Origin of the sequence: Collinsella sp. LCP21S3_A9, from assembly GCF_052118785.1 — a bacterium.
Taxonomy (GTDB): Bacteria; Actinomycetota; Coriobacteriia; order Coriobacteriales; family Coriobacteriaceae; genus Collinsella.
The window spans coordinates 1-17,301 of sequence record NZ_JBQKGN010000029.1; the positions used below are offsets into that span (position 1 = coordinate 1).

General features: G+C 67.0%; 26 protein-coding genes. 7 read left to right on the forward strand and 19 right to left on the reverse strand.

The genetic code is table 11. The features are described 5' to 3' along the window. Positions 1-480: 480 nt before the first annotated feature. Positions 481-648 (reverse strand): hypothetical protein, encoded by a 168-nt coding sequence (locus ACTQ05_RS08860; protein WP_441085550.1) that lies wholly within the window; start codon positions 646-648, stop codon positions 481-483. Positions 649-973: 325 nt separating this feature from the next. Here ACTQ05_RS08860 and ACTQ05_RS08865 point away from each other — a divergent pair, with 325 nt between their 5' ends. After that, positions 974-1,528: an HNH endonuclease signature motif containing protein gene (locus tag ACTQ05_RS08865; RefSeq protein WP_441042299.1), complete on the forward strand. Its 555-nt coding sequence runs from the start codon at positions 974-976 to the stop codon at positions 1,526-1,528. 726 nt (positions 1,529-2,254) lie between these two features. Here ACTQ05_RS08865 and ACTQ05_RS08870 read toward each other — a convergent pair. The 16 genes from ACTQ05_RS08870 to ACTQ05_RS08945 all read right to left on the reverse strand — a co-directional run bounded on the left by ACTQ05_RS08870 (position 2,255) and on the right by ACTQ05_RS08945 (position 12,432). Continuing rightward, on the reverse strand, positions 2,255-2,734 hold the full coding sequence (locus ACTQ05_RS08870; RefSeq protein WP_441042290.1) for a hypothetical protein: 480 nt from the start codon (positions 2,732-2,734) through the stop codon (positions 2,255-2,257). After that, positions 2,727-3,287 (reverse strand): HNH endonuclease, encoded by a 561-nt coding sequence (locus ACTQ05_RS08875; RefSeq protein WP_343091532.1) that lies wholly within the window; start codon positions 3,285-3,287, stop codon positions 2,727-2,729. The genes ACTQ05_RS08870 and ACTQ05_RS08875 overlap by 8 nt, the downstream gene beginning before the upstream one ends. Before the next feature lie 82 nt (positions 3,288-3,369). Continuing rightward, positions 3,370-3,771 carry a hypothetical protein gene (locus tag ACTQ05_RS08880; RefSeq protein WP_441186331.1) on the reverse strand — a complete coding sequence of 134 codons (402 nt, stop codon included), beginning with the start codon at positions 3,769-3,771 and terminating at the stop codon, positions 3,370-3,372. After that, positions 3,768-6,320 (reverse strand): DNA cytosine methyltransferase, encoded by a 2,553-nt coding sequence (locus ACTQ05_RS08885; RefSeq protein WP_441538889.1) that lies wholly within the window; start codon positions 6,318-6,320, stop codon positions 3,768-3,770. Before ACTQ05_RS08885 ends, ACTQ05_RS08880 begins: the two co-directional genes overlap by 4 nt. Beyond that, complete coding sequence (gene ssb, locus ACTQ05_RS08890; protein ID WP_441140870.1) at positions 6,320-6,754, reverse strand: single-stranded DNA-binding protein; 435 nt, start codon at positions 6,752-6,754, stop codon at positions 6,320-6,322. Before ssb ends, ACTQ05_RS08885 begins: the two co-directional genes overlap by 1 nt. 181 nt (positions 6,755-6,935) lie before the next feature. Beyond that, positions 6,936-7,445, reverse strand: coding sequence for a hypothetical protein (locus tag ACTQ05_RS08895; protein ID WP_441538891.1), 510 nt, complete (start codon positions 7,443-7,445; stop codon positions 6,936-6,938). Then, entirely contained in the window at positions 7,442-8,323 is an 882-nt protein-coding gene (locus ACTQ05_RS08900; protein WP_441042249.1) for a hypothetical protein, read from the reverse strand. Before ACTQ05_RS08900 ends, ACTQ05_RS08895 begins: the two co-directional genes overlap by 4 nt. Further along, positions 8,320-9,000: a YqaJ viral recombinase family protein gene (locus ACTQ05_RS08905; protein WP_441538893.1), complete on the reverse strand. Its 681-nt coding sequence runs from the start codon at positions 8,998-9,000 to the stop codon at positions 8,320-8,322. Before ACTQ05_RS08905 ends, ACTQ05_RS08900 begins: the two co-directional genes overlap by 4 nt. Continuing rightward, positions 8,997-9,137, reverse strand: coding sequence for a hypothetical protein (locus ACTQ05_RS08910; RefSeq protein ID WP_343118921.1), 141 nt, complete (start codon positions 9,135-9,137; stop codon positions 8,997-8,999). The genes ACTQ05_RS08905 and ACTQ05_RS08910 overlap by 4 nt, the downstream gene beginning before the upstream one ends. A gap of 100 nt (positions 9,138-9,237) precedes the next feature. Continuing rightward, the gene (locus ACTQ05_RS08915; protein WP_441538895.1) at positions 9,238-9,867 is read right to left on the reverse strand and encodes a hypothetical protein; all 630 of its coding nucleotides are present in this window, start codon (positions 9,865-9,867) and stop codon (positions 9,238-9,240) included. A 51-nt stretch (positions 9,868-9,918) separates the two neighbouring features. Next, a complete protein-coding gene (locus tag ACTQ05_RS08920; RefSeq protein ID WP_441085734.1) occupies positions 9,919-10,200 on the reverse strand; it encodes a hypothetical protein in 282 nt (93 codons plus the stop codon). After that, positions 10,197-10,970, reverse strand: coding sequence for a DUF7666 domain-containing protein (locus ACTQ05_RS08925; RefSeq protein WP_441538897.1), 774 nt, complete (start codon positions 10,968-10,970; stop codon positions 10,197-10,199). Before ACTQ05_RS08925 ends, ACTQ05_RS08920 begins: the two co-directional genes overlap by 4 nt. Before the next feature lie 70 nt (positions 10,971-11,040). Next, positions 11,041-11,226 (reverse strand): helix-turn-helix domain-containing protein, encoded by a 186-nt coding sequence (locus tag ACTQ05_RS08930; RefSeq protein ID WP_441042236.1) that lies wholly within the window; start codon positions 11,224-11,226, stop codon positions 11,041-11,043. Continuing rightward, positions 11,223-11,417, reverse strand: coding sequence for a hypothetical protein (locus ACTQ05_RS08935; protein ID WP_441042234.1), 195 nt, complete (start codon positions 11,415-11,417; stop codon positions 11,223-11,225). Before ACTQ05_RS08935 ends, ACTQ05_RS08930 begins: the two co-directional genes overlap by 4 nt. After that, positions 11,414-12,202: a phage antirepressor gene (locus ACTQ05_RS08940; protein ID WP_441069403.1), complete on the reverse strand. Its 789-nt coding sequence runs from the start codon at positions 12,200-12,202 to the stop codon at positions 11,414-11,416. The genes ACTQ05_RS08935 and ACTQ05_RS08940 overlap by 4 nt, the downstream gene beginning before the upstream one ends. Then, complete coding sequence (locus ACTQ05_RS08945) at positions 12,199-12,432, reverse strand: helix-turn-helix transcriptional regulator (protein ID WP_366150681.1); 234 nt, start codon at positions 12,430-12,432, stop codon at positions 12,199-12,201. The genes ACTQ05_RS08940 and ACTQ05_RS08945 overlap by 4 nt, the downstream gene beginning before the upstream one ends. Positions 12,433-12,699: 267 nt before the next feature. Between ACTQ05_RS08945 and ACTQ05_RS08950 the strand changes: the two genes are divergently transcribed. Continuing rightward, positions 12,700-12,894 carry a hypothetical protein gene (locus ACTQ05_RS08950; protein WP_441042230.1) on the forward strand — a complete coding sequence of 65 codons (195 nt, stop codon included), beginning with the start codon at positions 12,700-12,702 and terminating at the stop codon, positions 12,892-12,894. Here ACTQ05_RS08950 and ACTQ05_RS08955 read toward each other — a convergent pair. Then, a complete protein-coding gene (locus ACTQ05_RS08955) occupies positions 12,891-14,033 on the reverse strand; it encodes a tyrosine-type recombinase/integrase (protein ID WP_441042228.1) in 1,143 nt (380 codons plus the stop codon). The two genes, ACTQ05_RS08950 and ACTQ05_RS08955, sit on opposite strands and share 4 nt — an antisense overlap. A gap of 321 nt (positions 14,034-14,354) precedes the next feature. On the opposite strand from ACTQ05_RS08955, the gene ACTQ05_RS08960 reads away from it, so the two are divergent. Genes ACTQ05_RS08960 through ACTQ05_RS08980 form a run of 5 tightly spaced genes read left to right on the forward strand, consistent with a single transcriptional unit; the run spans position 14,355 to position 16,682 of the window. Further along, a complete protein-coding gene (locus ACTQ05_RS08960; protein WP_441538900.1) occupies positions 14,355-14,924 on the forward strand; it encodes a hypothetical protein in 570 nt (189 codons plus the stop codon). Between the two features lie 26 nt (positions 14,925-14,950). Continuing rightward, positions 14,951-15,322: a hypothetical protein gene (locus ACTQ05_RS08965; protein WP_441538901.1), complete on the forward strand. Its 372-nt coding sequence runs from the start codon at positions 14,951-14,953 to the stop codon at positions 15,320-15,322. A gap of 1 nt (position 15,323) precedes the next feature. Further along, positions 15,324-15,689: a hypothetical protein gene (locus ACTQ05_RS08970; protein ID WP_441538903.1), complete on the forward strand. Its 366-nt coding sequence runs from the start codon at positions 15,324-15,326 to the stop codon at positions 15,687-15,689. Then, on the forward strand, positions 15,686-16,027 hold the full coding sequence (locus ACTQ05_RS08975; protein WP_441085705.1) for a helix-turn-helix domain-containing protein: 342 nt from the start codon (positions 15,686-15,688) through the stop codon (positions 16,025-16,027). The genes ACTQ05_RS08970 and ACTQ05_RS08975 overlap by 4 nt, the downstream gene beginning before the upstream one ends. Beyond that, entirely contained in the window at positions 16,020-16,682 is a 663-nt protein-coding gene (locus ACTQ05_RS08980) for a hypothetical protein (protein WP_441538905.1), read from the forward strand. The genes ACTQ05_RS08975 and ACTQ05_RS08980 overlap by 8 nt, the downstream gene beginning before the upstream one ends. Before the next feature lie 167 nt (positions 16,683-16,849). Here the strand turns inward: ACTQ05_RS08980 and ACTQ05_RS08985 are convergent, their stop codons facing one another. Next, on the reverse strand, positions 16,850-17,155 hold the full coding sequence (locus ACTQ05_RS08985; RefSeq protein WP_441042439.1) for a hypothetical protein: 306 nt from the start codon (positions 17,153-17,155) through the stop codon (positions 16,850-16,852). Positions 17,156-17,301 lie beyond the last annotated feature (146 nt).

Genomic DNA, 17,301 nt, shown 5'->3' on the forward strand with positions numbered 1-17,301 from the left:
AGGAGTTGGATGACATCGAGGCGGGCGGGCGGTCTGCTGCCCGGCGCCGCGCCACGCTGGGTGTCGTTGGGCGTGCGGGTGATGAGCGCGGTCGGGAGCAGTGCGGCAAGGTCAGCAAGGTCGGCGAGTTGGCGTCGGATGTGCTGGGCGGTGGGGGTCACTGGTCCTCCTGGGGTGTCGGGTCAGCTTCAGCAAGCGGTTTGCGCGTGCCTCGGCCACCGCCGCCGCCCCGCATAGATCGGGTCGGGTTCGCTATCAACGCCATCTGCACCACCGCGCCCTCTGGGCAGAATTTGAGATCGCCTTGTGATACACGGATCGCCCACTCGGGAGCGAGCCCCAGACGGGTTTGGGTGATGACGATCCCGTGGCGAGGAAATGCCCACAGCGGGCGCGGATCGCTGGATACCTCAGCGATCCGCTGGTGGAGCCAGCGCGTGTCATGAGGAGTCCCTCGGGGTAGCCGCAGGTGGGTGAGTATCATGCTGATTCCTTTCGTTTCGGCTCGGTCCGGTCGGTCAGCTCTGCGACGAAGCCCCGGCCCGCGTTGTCGAGGTGGAGTGCCACGTCGGAGAGGGGCACCGAGTCGGCGATCGCGGCGAGGTGGTTGAGGCTACGGGCGATCTGCTCGGACAGGCGGTCACTCATCACTGTCCTCGATGGTGGCGAGCTGCCGTATGCGCGATTCTGAGGGCCTTTCAGTGGCTTGGGGTCCATGGGTACCAGTCTGTCCCTGTTCGTCGCTCTCCGTGTCCACGTGAGAGCAATGAGCGGCATTCCAGCGAGTATCCACCAGGCCGGTCGTCCACTGCCCGGACCGGTTTCTGGTCATGCCCTGGTCGAGCATCTCTGCCTCGGTGAGGCAGCGGCGGCGGGCCGGGCCGGTGATTTGCCCGTGCTTCCCGGTGCGGTGCATGTCGCCGGAGGTGGTGCTGGTGAAGGTTTCGTGACACCACCACTGTATAATGAGGTTATGGACGTTATCTGTGTCGACTGCGGTCAAGTCATCCCTGGAGCTGCTCACCAAAGGAGGCGGTGTGATGCCTGCCGGAAGGAACGGTTTCGTTCCTATGCCAAGCCAATTCGCACACTTAGGGACGGCGAAGAACCACCGGCGGGAGAGCCCCGTAGGTTCATCAACGGTGAGGGGTACATCAGGCTCCGCTGGAGTCTTCCCGGCGAGTACGTCGAGGCATACGAGCATCGTGTCGTCGCCGGAGCGAAAGACGGCGAGCAAGTTCACCACATCGATGGGAATCGAACCAACAACGATCCGAGCAACCTCTGCGTGCTGTCCCCCGAGGAACATCACAGACTGCATGCGGAGCATGGGAGTGGGCCCGCTTCCACCCACAAGTTCATCAGGATCGACGGGGATGAGGCCGAGAGGCTCTACAAGCTTGGCTATGGGACTGAGCGGATCGGACGGATCTTGAGTGCTGACCCATCTGCCGTCTGGCGCCTTCTCAAACGCCGCGGCGTTCAGATCAGGCGTGGCTACGGCGGGCCAAAGCGCAAAGCAGGCTAGCCCTTTAGCGCCGCAGTGCTCGGCGCGGCTACCGGCAATGGTGGCGTCGCAGGTGGAGCAGGTCCAGGTCATGATGTCTCCTGTCGGTTGCGGAGCGCCTGGCGTAGGCGCTCGCGGTGGGCTCTGATCTGGTCGGGGGTGGCGAGGTCGGTGCGTTGCTCCGGCTGCCATGTCGGCAGGGTCGGGGTCGCAGGTCGCCCGGCTGCCTCGGCTCGTCGTGCGGCGAGGCGCTCCAGCTCGAAGCGGATGCCTGCTGGGGTTTTGTGGTCGTGGTTGCAGGCGGCTGCGATGGCGGCCCATGCGAGGTCGGCGAGGCTGTCGGTGTCGAGGCTGGCGAGGATGGAGGCGACGGGTGGCTGGAGCCATGGCTGTCGGTCGGGGTAGCGCATCGCGGCGCGAGTGTGGCAGGTGAGTGCTGCGAGGTCGCGGCACCAGTCGGCGGGGGCTCTCATGCTGCGTCCCGGTTTTGTCGCGTAGCGAGGTCGGCAAGCAAAGATCGCGAGCCCCTACCTACCGGACTTTTTTTGCTTGCTGAACCACAATTCTCAACCACAGATAGACGCAAGGGTTCAGCGTTACTCGCGCTGCGCGGGCGGTTTGAAGGTTTGAAGGTTTGTAGGTAGTTGGGGATGGGTTTGCCGAAGGGTTTCGGCAATGATTCGCTGAACGGTTTCGGGAATGGTTTCCTGAACGGTTCGGGGAATGGTTTCGGGAATGGTTTTGTGGTCATGGCGTGATCCCGATCTGCTCGGACATGTGTGGCAACAGGTCAGCGATGACGTCCCAACTGGAGGCGAGCGCGTCACCCTCCTCGCTCCAGATGCGTGCCACCTCGGCGGTGATCTGGTCGCGGATAGCGGTCGAGGCGATGCGGTCGAGGGCGCGGCAGAATGCTTTCGTCACGTTGGGTTTCGTCAACACCTTGTCGTGCCTCAGGAATGAGCGCACGAGGATTTCACCGGTTGAATGGTCGATGACTAGCAGGTTTGCGTCTGCGAGCGAGTCCCACGCTTTGGCAACCTTGCGGGGTGTCAGGTCGGCGGCGTTGCCTGCATACCTGGCTGGGAAGTAGGGGACAACCCCGGCCCATGACAGGTCTGGGCTGGACAGGAGCGCCATGTAACAGTCGTGTTGGGTGGTGGTCAGCGTGGCCCAATCTGGGTCGCGGTGGGTCGAGACGAGGTAGCGTGCGAACTCTCTAGCCATCGTCGCCCGCTCTCAGGATCGCGGCAGTTTCGGCCTCGATTTCCTTCACGATGTTCTTGATGACGCCCGCCATGTAGCGGAAGACTGTGCGACTTGGGACGCCGTAGGCTTCGATTGCGATGCTGTGCGCCTCAGCTATACGGTCGTAAGGCACTCCGTTATCGAGCCAACGCACCACACTTTGCTTCCAATCGGCGGGCAGAAACGTGCAATCTTCGTCCCAAACTCGCCACGTTTTGCGAAACTTCTGGCACTGTTTGGACCATCTGTCGCGCCGTTCAGAGACGCGCTGGGCTGCGATCTTGCGGGCCTCAGCCCACCGTTTCGCGTCCTCACTCACGTCGGCGACGAGGGGTGTGTCCGGGTGACTGGAGGCCTTCCCGGCGTTGCAGTCCATGCAGCAGGCGACCAGGTTCTCTGGGGTGTCTGCGCCCCCGAGGCTGGTAGGGGTGACGTGATCGACGGTTAGTTCATTGTCCTTACGGTGGCAGTATCGGCACTGGTAGCCATCGCGTCGCAGTACCTCGAATCGGGTGCGCTTCGTCACTGGCATGGCGTCTCGTCCTCTCTGTCGATGTTGTCGTCTCTGCGCACGACAAAGTCGGGGCCGTCAGCGACCCGGGGCATGGGGGGTTTCATCCGTCCACCTCCTGGAAGACGAGCGTCAGCCGGACGTGCCCCGGTTTGCACCGCTCGGCCTGCGGTCGCCAGTCGGGGCCGATGAGGTGGGTGTCGTCGTCGTCGGGCAGGAGCGGCACCCAGCCGTGCGGACGCCAGCCGCAGCCGCTCACGAGACCATCCACGAGCGCCTTGATGGTCGGGTTGAGGTTGTGGGCGTCTCGCCGCCTGCGGTCGGGGTAGGCGACGTGCACGGTCAGGTGGGCGCGCTGCATCTGGTGCGGGTCGTGGCCCTGCGTGACAGCCGCCATCTGGCGGAGGTTGCGCACGAGGCTGGCCTGCCGCGCCCAGTGTTTGCGGTCATTGGCGGTCACGATGAGTGCGCGGGGCAGCTCGAACTCGTAGGTGGCGGTGGTCATGCCGCTGCCCCCAGCGCTTGTGCGCCACAGAGACCCAGCCAGTGGGCCACGTTGACGGCCACGGCGTTCCCGGCCTGCATCTGCTGTTCACCCTGATTGCCGTGGATGATGTAGTGCCTCGGGAAGGCTTGGGCGTTGGCTGCCTCCCGTGGCTTCAGCATGCGGAAGTAGCAGTCCTCGACGTTGATCGCCGGCGTCAGGACGCCGTGCTGGTCTCGTGTCGCCATCGTGGATAGCGGGTCGGCGACGGCGGGGTAGGGTCGAGAGCCGCGCCGGAAGGGGATAACGAGTCCGTGGTGGAAGCCAGCGCCTGTGAAGGTTGCCAGTGGGTCGCTCGTGCTGGATGGTTTGGCGTGCCTGCGGAGCGTGACGAGGAGGTCGGCGCCGCTGGCCCGCTGGGTGCGCATCGGTGCATGCACGCTGGTGCCCTTCTGGTCACCTGCGCCGCCCATGAGGTAGGACACGACGCCGAGCTGTGCGGTGGTGGTCTGCGTGGGCAGGGGTGAGCCGTCAGCGGGCCACGCTCGGACGTAGCCGCCGGAGTCACCTCGGCTGGCGGCGTCGTAGGTGTTCCCTGCGGCGGCGATGACCAGAGCCTCGCCGCGCTTGATGGTCTGGGTTGGGAGTGGTCGGGATGCTGGGCCGAAGTGCCGTCCACAGCTCCCGCCGTGGTTGACGCTCATCACAAAGTCGCGGTCGAAGTCGCCGCGTAGCAGCATCTCCAGGCCGGTCTCGACTCGGCGCATCGTGGACGCTGCCAGCGGTCGGGTGCGGTCGCCGATCCTCGTGCCGACGTCGGTCCAGTCGATCGCGGATGCGGCGGGCCTGACGTAGGGCTCGACCCTGCCGTGATCGCCCTCGGGGCAGACGTAGATGTACTGGCGGTCGTACTTGCCGATGTGGCGTCCGGGCCGCTTCCACCACTGCATGGCTGCCACGTCCGTGCCGCACTTCTCGCACCAGGCCAGCGGTCGCGGCCGCACGTCGGGGGCGGGCACGCCCTTGCGGTTGAAGACGATGTACATACGGTCTCGCCACTGCGGTGCGGGCGGGTTGGTGTCGGAGCCGATGTGAGCTGCGGAGACGGAGACGAACTGGGCGGTGTAGCCGAGGGTGGTCATGCCCGCCAGCCATGTATCGAACAACTCCCACTGGGCTGCCTCCACGACATTCTCGATCATGACGAGCGGGTAGCGGAAGAGTTCGGCGGCGCGGATCACCTCCCAGAATGTGACGCGGGTCCGCTCGAACGCCTCGGTGGGGACGTGGCCGTGTTCCTCGAACAGGTCGAGTTGTCGCGTCCGTTTGCGGTGTCCACCGGCCGGTGATACCTCGGTGCAGATGGGGCTTGCCCACAGAACGTCGGTGCGTGGCAGGTAGCGCAGGTCGATCGCGGAGATGTCGGCGCACAAGTGCTCAGTGTCGGGGTGGTTGGCGGAGTGGGTTTCGATCGCTCGCTGCCAGTGGTTGGCGGCGACCTTAATGTCGTATCCGGCGCTGCGGAGGCCGGTGGAGCTGCCACCCATCCCGCAGTTGCCGGTCCAGTGAACCCTTCCGTCGCGACGACACAGCCACGTCCCGTGCTCGACTGTGGGGCACCAAACGACGCCCGTGTGGTCGACCCACTCCACCCGGTTCTGGCGCAGGGGTTTCGCGGTGTCGCGGCCCATGAGGGCTACCGTCCACATTGGCACTTCGGTCCCGCGATACCGCTGGTGCCACGTGCGCACTGACGTGGAGTGCCCGGCCAGGATGGCGGCGAACTGGAACGCATCGCACCGATCCGGGTCACCTTGGGTCAGAGTCGCCTCATGGGTCAGGTCACGAACGCGACGAGTCCCGTCCGCCAGCATCGAGACCTCGATAAGAAGGTCGAGTTGCGCCTGTGTGAGGCATAGCATCCACTCGTGAGCAGGGGCCTTGTTGACGAGTGCACCCGCAACTGGCGCGGCGGCAGCGCGGTTCAGCCTCCAGCAGCGCTGGTCTCCCCAGTCGCTCACCGTCCAGTAGGCGCGGCCATCGGTGCGGCGTCCTGGGGGCCCATATAGGGCGGTGAGTGCCGCAGTGATCCGCCGGCAGTTGTCCGGGTTGTGGCTACGCGACTGATAGATGTGTAGCCGTCCATGGGCGCGGAAGTTACCCTCGGTCCATGCCCATCCGACCAACTCCACCAGTTCGTTGCGGACACCGGAGGCTTTCGGCAGGTTGAACGGGGCTGAGCGCTTGACCATGGACTCCGACGTGAGGTCCCTGGTTGTGCGCCACCGCATCGTGGCGCTGCCGCCGCGCCTATTACGCTCCCAGGTGGGCCACCGGTGGTCGGCCGTAACGAGCGCCGAGATGCCTTTCCCGTGGATTCTGAGCATGCGCTCGTCGGTCGCGTCGAATCGGTGAACCTGCTCGACGGGGGCAAACCCAGCGATGCCGGTTTCGACATTCAGACTGGCGACCAAGTCACCGACCTCAACCTCGTCATGCAGTCGCCAACCGTGAACGGTCAGAATCTCGGTCTGCTCGTCGGCGCAGAAAAAGTCAACGGCGGTGAGCATCAGAATGGTGCCTCTCCGGTCTGGCTCGCCCACGGGTCATCCTGGGGCTGCGGTACCTGCGTCGCCTGCCCGCGTTGGCTGCGGTTGACGATGGCGGTCTGGGTGCGCAGCGAGGGTCCGATGTCGTCCACGGACAGCTCGAAGGTGGTGCGGCGCTGACCCTCCTTGTCCTCGTAGGTGCGCGACTGGAGCTCACCGGTCACGATGACCCGCATGCCCTTGCGGAGGGTGTCGGCGGCGTGCTCGGCCATGTCGCGCCAGACGGTGCAGCGCAGGAATGTGGTGTCGCCGTCGATCCATTCGCCGGTCTTCTTGTTGTAGTGGCGGTGATTGTGGGCGACCGTCATGGTGGCGACGGCGGCCCCGGCCTGAGTGAAGCGGACCTCGGGCGCGTCCGTCAGGTTGCCGCAGATGGTGATGGTGTTGGTGCTCATGATTGGTCCTCTCTCTGGCCGCAGTGGGTGCAGCGGCCGTGTCGGTACAGGTGTCGTGGGGTGATGGGTTGGCGGTGGTCGTCTAGTCCCATCGCGCCGGTGAGGATGTGGAGGGCGGAGCAGGCTGCCGGGGCGGGGGCTCGGCGGTCGTCACCCGCCCCGGCAGCGACTCGGGTGGTGCTCATGCGGCCACCGCGCTCTCGACCCGGTTGGCGTAGGTGGCGCGCATTCCCTCATCGGTGGCGAGGTAGGCCATGTGCGCGAGGTGGTCGCTGACCTCACGGAGCGCGGCGGCGTGGGTGGGTCGCCAGCGTCCGATGTGGCCGCAGTCGCAGCGCCACACCCAGTGGTCCGGCGTGTCGCGCCAGATGTGCGGCTTGTGGTCGGAGAACCAGGCGGCGACGATCTCGCGCAGGTCGCTCTCGATGCGGCGCTTGTCGCCGTCGTAGTCAAAGAACCGATGCCGGCGGTCGCCGTGCTGGCCGTGGGAGCCGCAGTCGAACAGCTCGCACGTCGTGCCCTGCTCGTGGGTTACGCGCTGGTCGTGGTCGCGGCGGAAATGGATGACGATCTCGCGGTAGTGTGCGCGGTTCGTGGCGTCTCGCTGCCAGATTTCGACGCCCCCGCGCTCGGTGGCGATGCCCCAGCCGGTGTAGCCACCGGGGTTCGTAGTAGGGATGACGACGGTCATGCCGTGGCCTCCTGCTCGGCGTCGGGCACCAGCTCCGCCTCGTACACCTCGCCCGTGTCGGGATCGGCCAGCGACTCCGCCACAGCAGCCTCGGCGGCGACCAGTTCGGTAAGGGCAGCGATCACGGCAGCAGCCTCGGTCTCCGTCAGGTCGGTCGCGGACGTGAGCGGATGTCCGACAGCCTCGACGGCGAAGTCCAGCGCCTGCCTCTTGGTGAGCCCGGCCTGTTTGACGAGTCCGCCGATGGTGGTGGTCTGCTCGGTGCTCAGCATCGGCTCAGCCATGCCGCGCAACGCCTCCATCGCAGCATCGACGTTGGTCGGGGCCGGGTCAGGCGTCGGCTGCTGCTGGGTGACCGTGACCCGCTCCGGTGGCGTGCCGGCCCCCAGTTCCTCGGGGGTGTAGATGACGCCGTACAGGGCGTCGGATGCGCCCATGCGGCACACCTCGGTGATGGCGCGGGCGCGCATCATCTGCCCCTCATACTTGGACCAGTTGCCCTTGCCGGACAGTCCAGCCGCCTTCGCCTTCGTCCTGTCCCAGCAGGACGTGAACTCGAAGTCGGGGTCGTCGGCGCGGATCAGGGTGGCGGTCACGACCGGGCCATGCTCGGTGGCCTCCTCGCGGATGCGCAGCTTGTGCCCGGCCCGGCGCACCAGTGAGGCGAGCAGGTCGGCCGACGCGGTCGGCTTACCCTCGATCACGTGGATCGAGTTGATGGCCTGCATAGGCGGGATGCCGAGCGCGTCCCCGTACTCGATCGCGATGAGCACGTTCGCGGGTTGCTTGTAGTACTGCCTGGGGAGCAGGTTCCCGTCTGCGAGGGTGCGGGCGTACTCGAGTTTTTGGGGCATAGTTGCCAGTTCGGTGCCGGTCATGCTGCTGTCCTGTCTGTGGTGGCCGCGTCTCGTGCGGCGTGGAGGTCGGTGATGAAGCGCTGCCCGGCCCGCATCAGTGCGGTGAACAGGGCTGGGTTGAATCGGATCGGGTAGGTGGCGAAATCGAAGCCGCGTTCACCGGCGGCGAGGATGGCGAGGATGGCGCGGTCGAGTCCGAGGATGCCGAGGCCCCACTGCACCTGGTACAGGTAGTGCATCGGCACCCGATCGGTACCGGCCCGTCCCCATGCGTGCGCGGGGCGGTGGGGGTCGTCCCAGTCGTCACCGGTCAGGACGGCACGCCGGTCGGCGGTTTTCGCCTCGACCAGCACCCCGTCTGTGGTGACCGCATCTGGGTTGTACAGCGCCCAGTCGTGGCGGGGATGCACATGGGTGCCCGCCATCGCGTCGTCGTAGATGAGAGGCGTGGGCCATGAGGTGCTGAGGGATCGCCGCTCAGCGACCATGCCGAGGACAGCAGCCTCGAGCATGGTGCCGCGCCACATCGCCGGGGTCTGGGGGTGGACAGTGCCGGCGATCTTGTCGGCGATGAGCTGGTCGCGGTGGGTCCATGGGGACAGTCCGCAGGCGGCGGCGATCTCGGAGCCGCCGATCCGCCAGCGCCGCGCCTCATGCCACTCGGGCGTGTTCGGCGGGTAGGTGCAGAGTAGGGTCACAGTCCCGCCTCCCACCATGCAGCGGAGTCGAGGATCTCGCCGCAGTCGCCGCAGACCCGCCACGCATTGCAGCCGTAGGTCTCCACGTCGATCTCGCCGTCGTGGGGGCAGGCGTCCGGCTCAATACAGGCGCTCATGACCGGACCTCCGTCCCGAGCCACAGCCCGACGCAGACCACGCCGATGGACAGCAGGACCGCGATGACGGGCACGATGATGTCGAGCACGATGCGGCGGGTCATGACGCACCGCCGAGCGCGGCGAAGTCGATCCCGGCGGCACGCATCGGCTCGGTGAGCGTCGCGACCCCCAGCGCATCCGTGATTACACGGACCGTGGTGCATGGCCAATCGAAGGGCTCGCCATCGTCGTAGCGGCAGATCGTGCAAGCCCATCCCACGCGCTCATCGACATGCACCCACTCGCCCCCGTCGGTCTCCATGTGGTCGTGGTTGACCTCGTGGTCATCGCATTCACCCGGGATGCATGGCTCGAAGATGCCGACGCGGGGATGCTCCCGCAGTACCGCTTCCAGCGCGTCGAGCGCCTTCGGTAGGGCGGTGCTTGCATCCTCGACGGCAATCAGGCCGCAACCGCTCCACGCGTCGTAATCGCCAGTCGCGATAGGCGACCAGCCAGCCTCGGGGTGCTCGGCTTCAATGGCGGTGTAGGTGGGGCCATTGGTGGGGTCACCTTCTGCTCCCTCCCTGTAGCGCCAAGGTGCGGGGGGTGCGGCGTCCAGCAGGGCGCGGCGGCGAGCGATCCAACCGGCGGCGGACTCGACCATCTCGTCGGTCAGGTAGTCAGTCATAGCTGCCAGCTCCAATCTGGGGTTCCGTAGATGCCTGCTGCGAAGACGAGCAGGCAAGAGGTGATGATGATCAGGGCGAGTATGAGCACCTCGGCGGTGTGGTTGCGGTCAGTCATCGTCATCACTGCCGTCGCCGTCGCCACCGCCGTTGCCGTCGCCAGTGCCGTCGCCATAGCCGTAGCCAGTGCCGTCGCCAGTGCCGTAGCTATAACCGTCGCCGTAGGGCCAGACCTTGGCCAGCTCCAGGCCATCGATGTAGATGTCGCCGTAGGGCCAGACCTTGGCCAGCTCCAGGCCATCGATGGCGGACTCGAGGCGCGCCTTGGCCTCTACCATCGCTGTGGTCGAGGCGTCGACCTCGGCGAGTTGCGCCAGCAGTTTATGGCTCATGACTGCACCTCGATCGGGTCGCCGTCGATCGTGACGGGTCGGCAGGGTGTCGCCACGCGGGGTGCCTTGCACTTCGGGGTGTCGCCCAGGATCGGGCGCAGGTCAGCGACAGACACCCCGACCGCGAGCCAGCGCGTCGCCTCTCGGTGATATGCGGTCGCCTCCGCCGGGGAGGGCGAGAAGTGCAGCCCCCCGCCGCAGTCGTTGTCGTCGCGCCAGTCGGCGGCCTCCGGGAGCGTGCCGGGCGCGTAGCTGGTGCCGTGCGGGCTGATCCAGTTGTCCCCGACGGCCTTGTACACGGTCGCCACACCGTCAGCGACCTCGATTCCGTGGTAGGCGCACCATGCGTCCGGGTCTGTCGGCTCTTGCGTGTGGTCAATGATGACGCCTCCTACGATGGAGGCGCGCCTAGAGTGGCAGTGGACAGCGACCCGAGGTCTCGCCGTGACCGTGGCCGAGTCGTGGGCCCTGACCGTGGCCGAGCCGTAGGCCGCGACCGTGGCCGAGTCGTAGGCCGTGACCGTGGCCGAGTCGCAGGCCGTGACCGTGGCCGAGTCGTAGGCCGTGACCGTGGTTGAGTCGCAGGCCATGACCGTGGTCGAGTCGTAGGCCCTGACCGTGGTTGAGCCGCAGGCCGTGACCGTGGTTGAGTCGCAGGCCCTGACCGTGATGTATGAGCCGGGCTCGGAGCGGATGTCGATGACCCGCGCTCCTGCGGCGATAGCGGCGTCCAGCTCGGCCTGAGTGGTGACAGTAATAGGATCAGTCATGAGATGTGCCCCTTCCTGGGGTACGTGGCCCTCGCCGTGTCAGCGGTGAGGGCCGATCTGTTTGGTGGGGTCAGCGCGTCTTGGAGCTGGTGATGAGCCGGTTGACCTGCGCGGCGGAGAACAAGACGCGCCCGTTTCGCTTGCTGGACGGCTTGTGTCGGCGAAGCTTCCCGTCGGCGGCGAGCCGGTCGACGGTGGTGAGGCTGACGCGCAGCAGGTCGGCCACCTCGGCGCGGGTCATCCAGTCGCCGCTCACGACATCACCTCGGCAGAGAGTTCAGCGTCGGCTTCGTCGGCGTACCTTTGGGCCAGATCAGCCAGCCCCTCTATCGAGTCAGCCGAGTGCTGAGACAGGCAGTCGAGCTCGGTGACGGTGAGCAGCAGGCGGGCACAGATCGTGAGCACCGTCACGGCTTGAGTGAGTTGGGCGACCCGCTGCACGTTCATGCCGCGACCTCGCTGTCCAGGAGCGAGTCGAGGTCAGCGGTGCCACCGAGGATGCGGTGCAGAGCCGACAAGCCTTTGGCGGTGATGCGGATCGTCGGGGCGGGCAGCTCCAACTCGCCGGTACGGTGGTTGAGGAACGGGCCGGACGCCATTTTCTGCGCCAGCCGTCCACACTCGATCTGCGACTGGTAGGCGTGCCACTGCTGGCGATGCCCTGAGCGGTAGATCCAGCCCTGCTCGCGCATCGTCTCGAACAGGCGGTTGCGTCCGGTACTGATCGCGGGGTCGCGTGAGAGCACCTTTGCGGCCTCGTCCACGGCGTAGTCGCCGGCGCAGGCGACCATGGTGGACCATGCGCGGGCGGCGGGTGCGAGTTCACGGGCACGCTGCTCGGCCAGTTCGCGGGCGTCCTCGGCCTCCACGACCATCAGCGCCAGTTCGCGCTTGGTGATCGACTCGACCCGGTAGCCGCCCGTCCTGCGGATGGAGGGCAAGACCTCGCTGGTGATCCAGCGGCGGAAGGTCGCGGCCTCCGGCTTGTCTGAGCGGATGACCACCTCGTACATGCCGGGCTCGCTGACGATGGTCATCTGCTGCGCGCCGCCAAGGGTGTCAATCTGAGTGACACCCCTCATATCGTCGGCGATGCGGCTGGCGGTCATGCTGACGTTGCCGAGTCTGAGGACTTTGCACAGGTCGGTAAGGACGAACCACGGCTCGCCGTCGATGGTGACGACGCGGACAGTGGCATCGCCGTAGGCGAAGGGGACGAGCGTGGCGCTCATGCTGCCACCGTCCGGCGAATCGCTGGGTAGGTGATGGCCTCGAGCGGGACGCCGAGGGCGTCTGCGAGCGCGCGTGCGGTCTGGGGTCCGGGCTGCTTCCGTCCGGCCTCGATGTTGGACAGGAATGCGCCCGACACTCCGACGTCCTTGGCGAGGCGAACCTGCTTCATCCCTACCGCGTTGCGGAGAGCGGCGACCGCTGCCCCGTTCACGAGTCTGGTTGCTTCCATAAGAAGAGAGTAGGAAAGAACAGGAAAGAAGTCAAGTAAGGAAACTAAACTACCAAGAAACTGGCAGTGACTAGGGTGCGCGCTGCGTAATTACAACGATGTGTTTCCCTGCTGAGCGGCTACTCTTTCCTCATGACCCCGAATCTTTCCCGATTTTTCCTGTCACCGTGGTGGACATGATCACCGGCCAGCAGCTCCGAGAGGCGCGACTCACCCACTTGCACCCTGCCGAGCGCGCCTACCTGACCCGCCGACTGGAGCACCACCATGACTGACCGTGATCTGATCGTCGCCGCCTACCGCAACCGCCTGCCAGACGTGGCGCTCGACGTCGGGGTGTCGGTCACAGCGCTGGTCACCCGGCTGATGCGGGTGCTGCGTGACCCGGCGACGGCGCCGTCGGTCGAGGTGGATGCGCTGCGGGCGCGGGTGGCGCGGCAGCGGGCGGTGAGGACACGCTAACCCAGCTCCCCCATGCGCTGCGCGATCGCCCTGTCGCGCTCGTCGGTGGCGACCTGGTACAGCATCGCCATCCCCGGCGTGGTGTGCCCGAGCCGCGCCATGAGTTCGCGGACGGTCGCGCCGGACTGAGCGGCCAGCGTCGCCCCCGTCTTGCGGAGGTCGTGGACGGACATGCCGGGCCGACCCACGGCCCGTGCACCCCGCTGATGGGCGCGGTAGATGGACCCATCGCTCAGTGGCCCACCGCCACGGGCTGGGAACAGCAGCTCGTCGCCGGTGGCGTCCGGGTGATGGGCATCCCAGTCAGCGAGCCACTGAGCGATCCCCTCAGCGATGGACGGCGGCAGGTGGGCTGTGCGGATACCGGCAGTGGTTTTGGGCGGCCCGATGTGCCACCGCCGCCCGCCGTCCGGGTCGGAGATGCGGGCGGCGGTGCGCTCGACGCGGATGGTGGTGGCGTCGTCGGAGATGTCGCAGCGCCGCAGTGCCCGCACCTCACCGGATCGCAGCGCCCCCCATGCGGTGATCGCGAGGATGACGCGCCACCGGTCGGGGACGGCGGCGAGGTAGGTGCGCAGCTCGGTGGGGCTGAGCGCGACTGAGCGGTGCGCCGGCGCAGGCTTCCCCGCCCCGCGGATGCGGCACGGATTGGTCGGGATCAGGCCATCCTCCACTGCATCGGAGAGGATGGAGCGCAGGAGCTGGTAGGCGTTGCCGTTCTGGGTGGCGGTGGCGGCGGGTAGTGCGTCGTACCATGCACGGACGGCCTCGGGGCTGATCTGACTCACGGCGATGCGTCCGAGGGTGGGGGCGATGACCTGCTGCACGAGGCGGCGGTACAGGGCGGCGGTGGAGTCGCGCAGCGGCTTGCGGGCACGGCGCTGACGTCGGGCGATGATGTCGGCGCAGTAGGCGGCGAGGGTGACGGCGGCGACCTCGGGGGCGCGGACGCTGGGAGCGATCCATGTGCCCCGGTCGATGGCGATCTCCTCATCGCGGAGCCATGCCTCGGCGTCGGAGCGCAGGAGGTAGGTGGAGGGTGCTCGGTGACGCTGCCCGTCGGGGCCGATATAGCTGGCCTGGTAGCGGTCTGAGGGGAGTCTGCGGAGGGTGCCGAATGCTCGGCGAGTGCGTGCCATGCTGACCACACTAGTGCACGTTAGATGCACGCGGGGCGAGAGGATCGGATATTTGCGCTCAGTGCGGAGAGGTTCAACTCCTCTCTCGCGCACAATAAGTCGAAGCCCCTGACTAGGTATGTCTCCTAGTCAGGGGCTTTTCGTTGTCTGCATTGGTCCGCAGGAGTGCTCATGAGACCGCATGGGACCGCATCACTAATGCACGCTAGATGCACAACCCACACACTCCTTTTCCCATTTTCCCCTTGCGCACCACCATGTAGGGGTGTAGACTGATGCTATCAGGACAGGGGGAGCGCCCCACCGATCATAGGAGCAGAGATGACCAGCATCACCACCGCCGCCGGTACCTACACCATCACCCACCGCGCCGAGAACAGCGCCCTCGTCGACATCATCCTCAACGGCCGCACGACCATCGCCTCGGGCATCCCCGCCGCCGACGCCGACGAGAAGATCGCCCGCCACACCGAGCTCGTTGCCTCACGCAAGGCCGTCCGCGAGGCGTGGGAAGCTCGCGGGATCATCATCGCCCGCGACGCCTCCGACATGCCCCGCGCCGCCCGGATGCGTCACATGAACCGCGTCGCCCTGTACCGCACCGCCGACGAGCAGCTCCTCGACCACTACGCCAGCATCGACGAGGTGCCGATGCCCGAGCCCACCACCGAGACTGTCGAGACCGCTGACGCCACCGTCGAAACCGTCGAGGTCGAGGCTGTGCGCGGCACCATCACCGACACCCAGATCGCCACCATCCTCGACCTGATCGCCGACGGCGCCCACGAGGAGGGCGGCTTCTATGCCGGCCCCACCACCGAGGCGGGTGTGCGGGCGATGAGCCGCGACGACGCGGCGACCTACATCACCAGCCTGACCGGGCGCTACTGAGCACCCACGACACGAGAGGACAGATGATGACCACCACATGGAGCGAGATGCGGTCCTACGCCACCGCTACCGCCGACCACACCGCCGCCTCGTACGGCGCGGCCCGCGCCTACTGCGCGGCCCTGTTCGACGGCGACGAGATCGAGAGGGACATGCTCAACCGCATCCGCCGCGAGCAGCGCGTCGCGTCGCAGGCCCTCACCGAGGCCCGTCAGGCGTACGCCGCCGCCACCGATCTGCTGGACACAGCAGAGGATGAGGGCATGGACCCCCAGCTCGCCGGCGTCATCCGCGCGAGCGTGGAGGGCGAGCTGAGATATCAGCGGGCTCTGTGGGATGTGCTCGACGCCGCGGCTGACCGGATCTGCTCGATCATCGAGCCCGTGGAGGTGTACTGAGATGCAGATCAGCCAGGTCAAGAGCGATGCATACTACCGCGCCAAGGTCGCCCGTCACCTCGCGAGCGTGGGCGCACCCGATGCCGACCCGACGCCGCTGGCCGAGTGGGCTGCCGACGTCGACCGGGAGGGGCGGATGCGCCGGTCCGCGATCATCGACCAGACCGGTGCCGTGATCGCTGAGTGTGTGCGGATCGGTGGCGGCATGCGAGTGGGGGCTGACTACCTGACTGATGAGGATGCTGAGCGGTACGGGCTGGAGCGCACCGAGCGGGGGTTGGCGATCGCTCAACTTCGGCGGATGCTGGATCGGCCACTGATCTGCGTGCGTCACTGGGAGGTCGCGTCCGGATCGAGCCCGCGATGATGTCGGGGGCTGAGCTGGCGGCGCTGAGGGCTGTGATGGGGCACTCCCTGGACTCGCTGGCGGCGGCGCTCCAGGTGAATCCTCGGACGGTGCGGTCGTGGGAGTCAGGTAGGGACCGGATCAGCGACCGGGCTGAGGGGCTGATTTGGGGCGAGCTGGCCCGCCATGACGAGGCGGTGGAGCGGATGCTGGACGCTGAGATGCCGATCGCGCTGTCGCGTGGACCTGTGGGGGATCGTCCTCGTGGGTGGTGGGCGGCGGCGGCTGGTCGGGCGATGCTGGCTGATCCTGATATCGAGGTGGAGTGGGCCTACGCCGCACTCCACAACCATGGCTAGATACATCGCCACGCGGGCCTGGCGTGACGCGTCCCGCATTCTCCAACGGCTCGACCACGACCTGGCGCATATGGGCCACGGCTACCTCCTTCGCGGTCGTCCCGTTGTGGACCCGGCGCTAGTGGTCGCAGAAACTGACTCTGGCGAGCCCTCCCCGGTCGCTTTCGGCAAGCCTCGCGCGCTCACAGCCAAACATCTGGCCCGGATTCTCGGCGGAGATCGCCAGCCCAGCGCGCACTTGGTCGACGGCGGCTGGCGCTGGTACCAGGTTTCAATGCCGGATGTCTACGGCTACATCAACGCCTCCTCTCAGAGGCAGGACGCCGTGGGCCACCTGGCGCTCGTGGCCAGCGTTGTCCCCTACTCCCAGCTCACGCTTTCCGAGGCTGTTGGCGTGACGCTCGACATGATGCGCCTCGACCCTCGACCGGAGCTGGGCCACCCGAGCAAAGCCGCAACCGATTGGGCGGAGCACGGCCTCGGCCTGATCGACTGTTGGCAGGCCCGCCAGCTGCGCTACCAAGGCCGCGGACTGGGCGACGTGGAGACCCTGGCGCGCCGGATCGACGCGCTGCGTGCCATGTGCGCCCGATGGCATGTCCATCAGGCCGAGATGGACCTCGCCGCCGCGAAGGACAAGCTCACGGCCCGCTGAACGTCCGGGATTCTGGCCGCGGGGCTCGCGGTTTCAGCCTGTAAAGAACGCCCCCGGCATCAGCCGGGTGCGGCCTTGGGTCTTCCCAGCACCCGCCCGATGTGATGACACACAATTTGCCCCCCCGACCACAGCGGTCGGGGGGGCAAATTTGTGTTCGGGGCGGGCTAGGTGGCTCCCTCATCCTCGTCAGCGGCATGGCGGGGGGCCACGCCACTGTCGTCCTGGTAGCGGCGCAGCAGGTACGCCAGCAGCGCCGTACCTGCGGCCTGGATCGCGGACCAGGTCCACACCTCCCACGACGCCAGCCAGTCACGCAGCGACGGGGCCGCGAGCGAGCCGACGAGGGTGGTGAGCACAGCGAGTCCGACAGCGATCGCGAGGCCCTGCCGCAGGGTCTGCCAGCCACGACGGGCGGCGATCGCCGGACGATCCTCGGGAGCGATGCTGATGGGGTTGGGGGTGGTGGTCATGGGAGTCTCCTCAGGCAGTAGGCGTGGACGGCTCGGTGTCGTCCACCGGATCAGGGTCGAGCCACAGGCTCGGGTCAATATGGTCACGGATGCGGTGCGGGACGCGGGGCATCCGGCCCCAGTCAGGGCGGCGGAGCATCCCGACC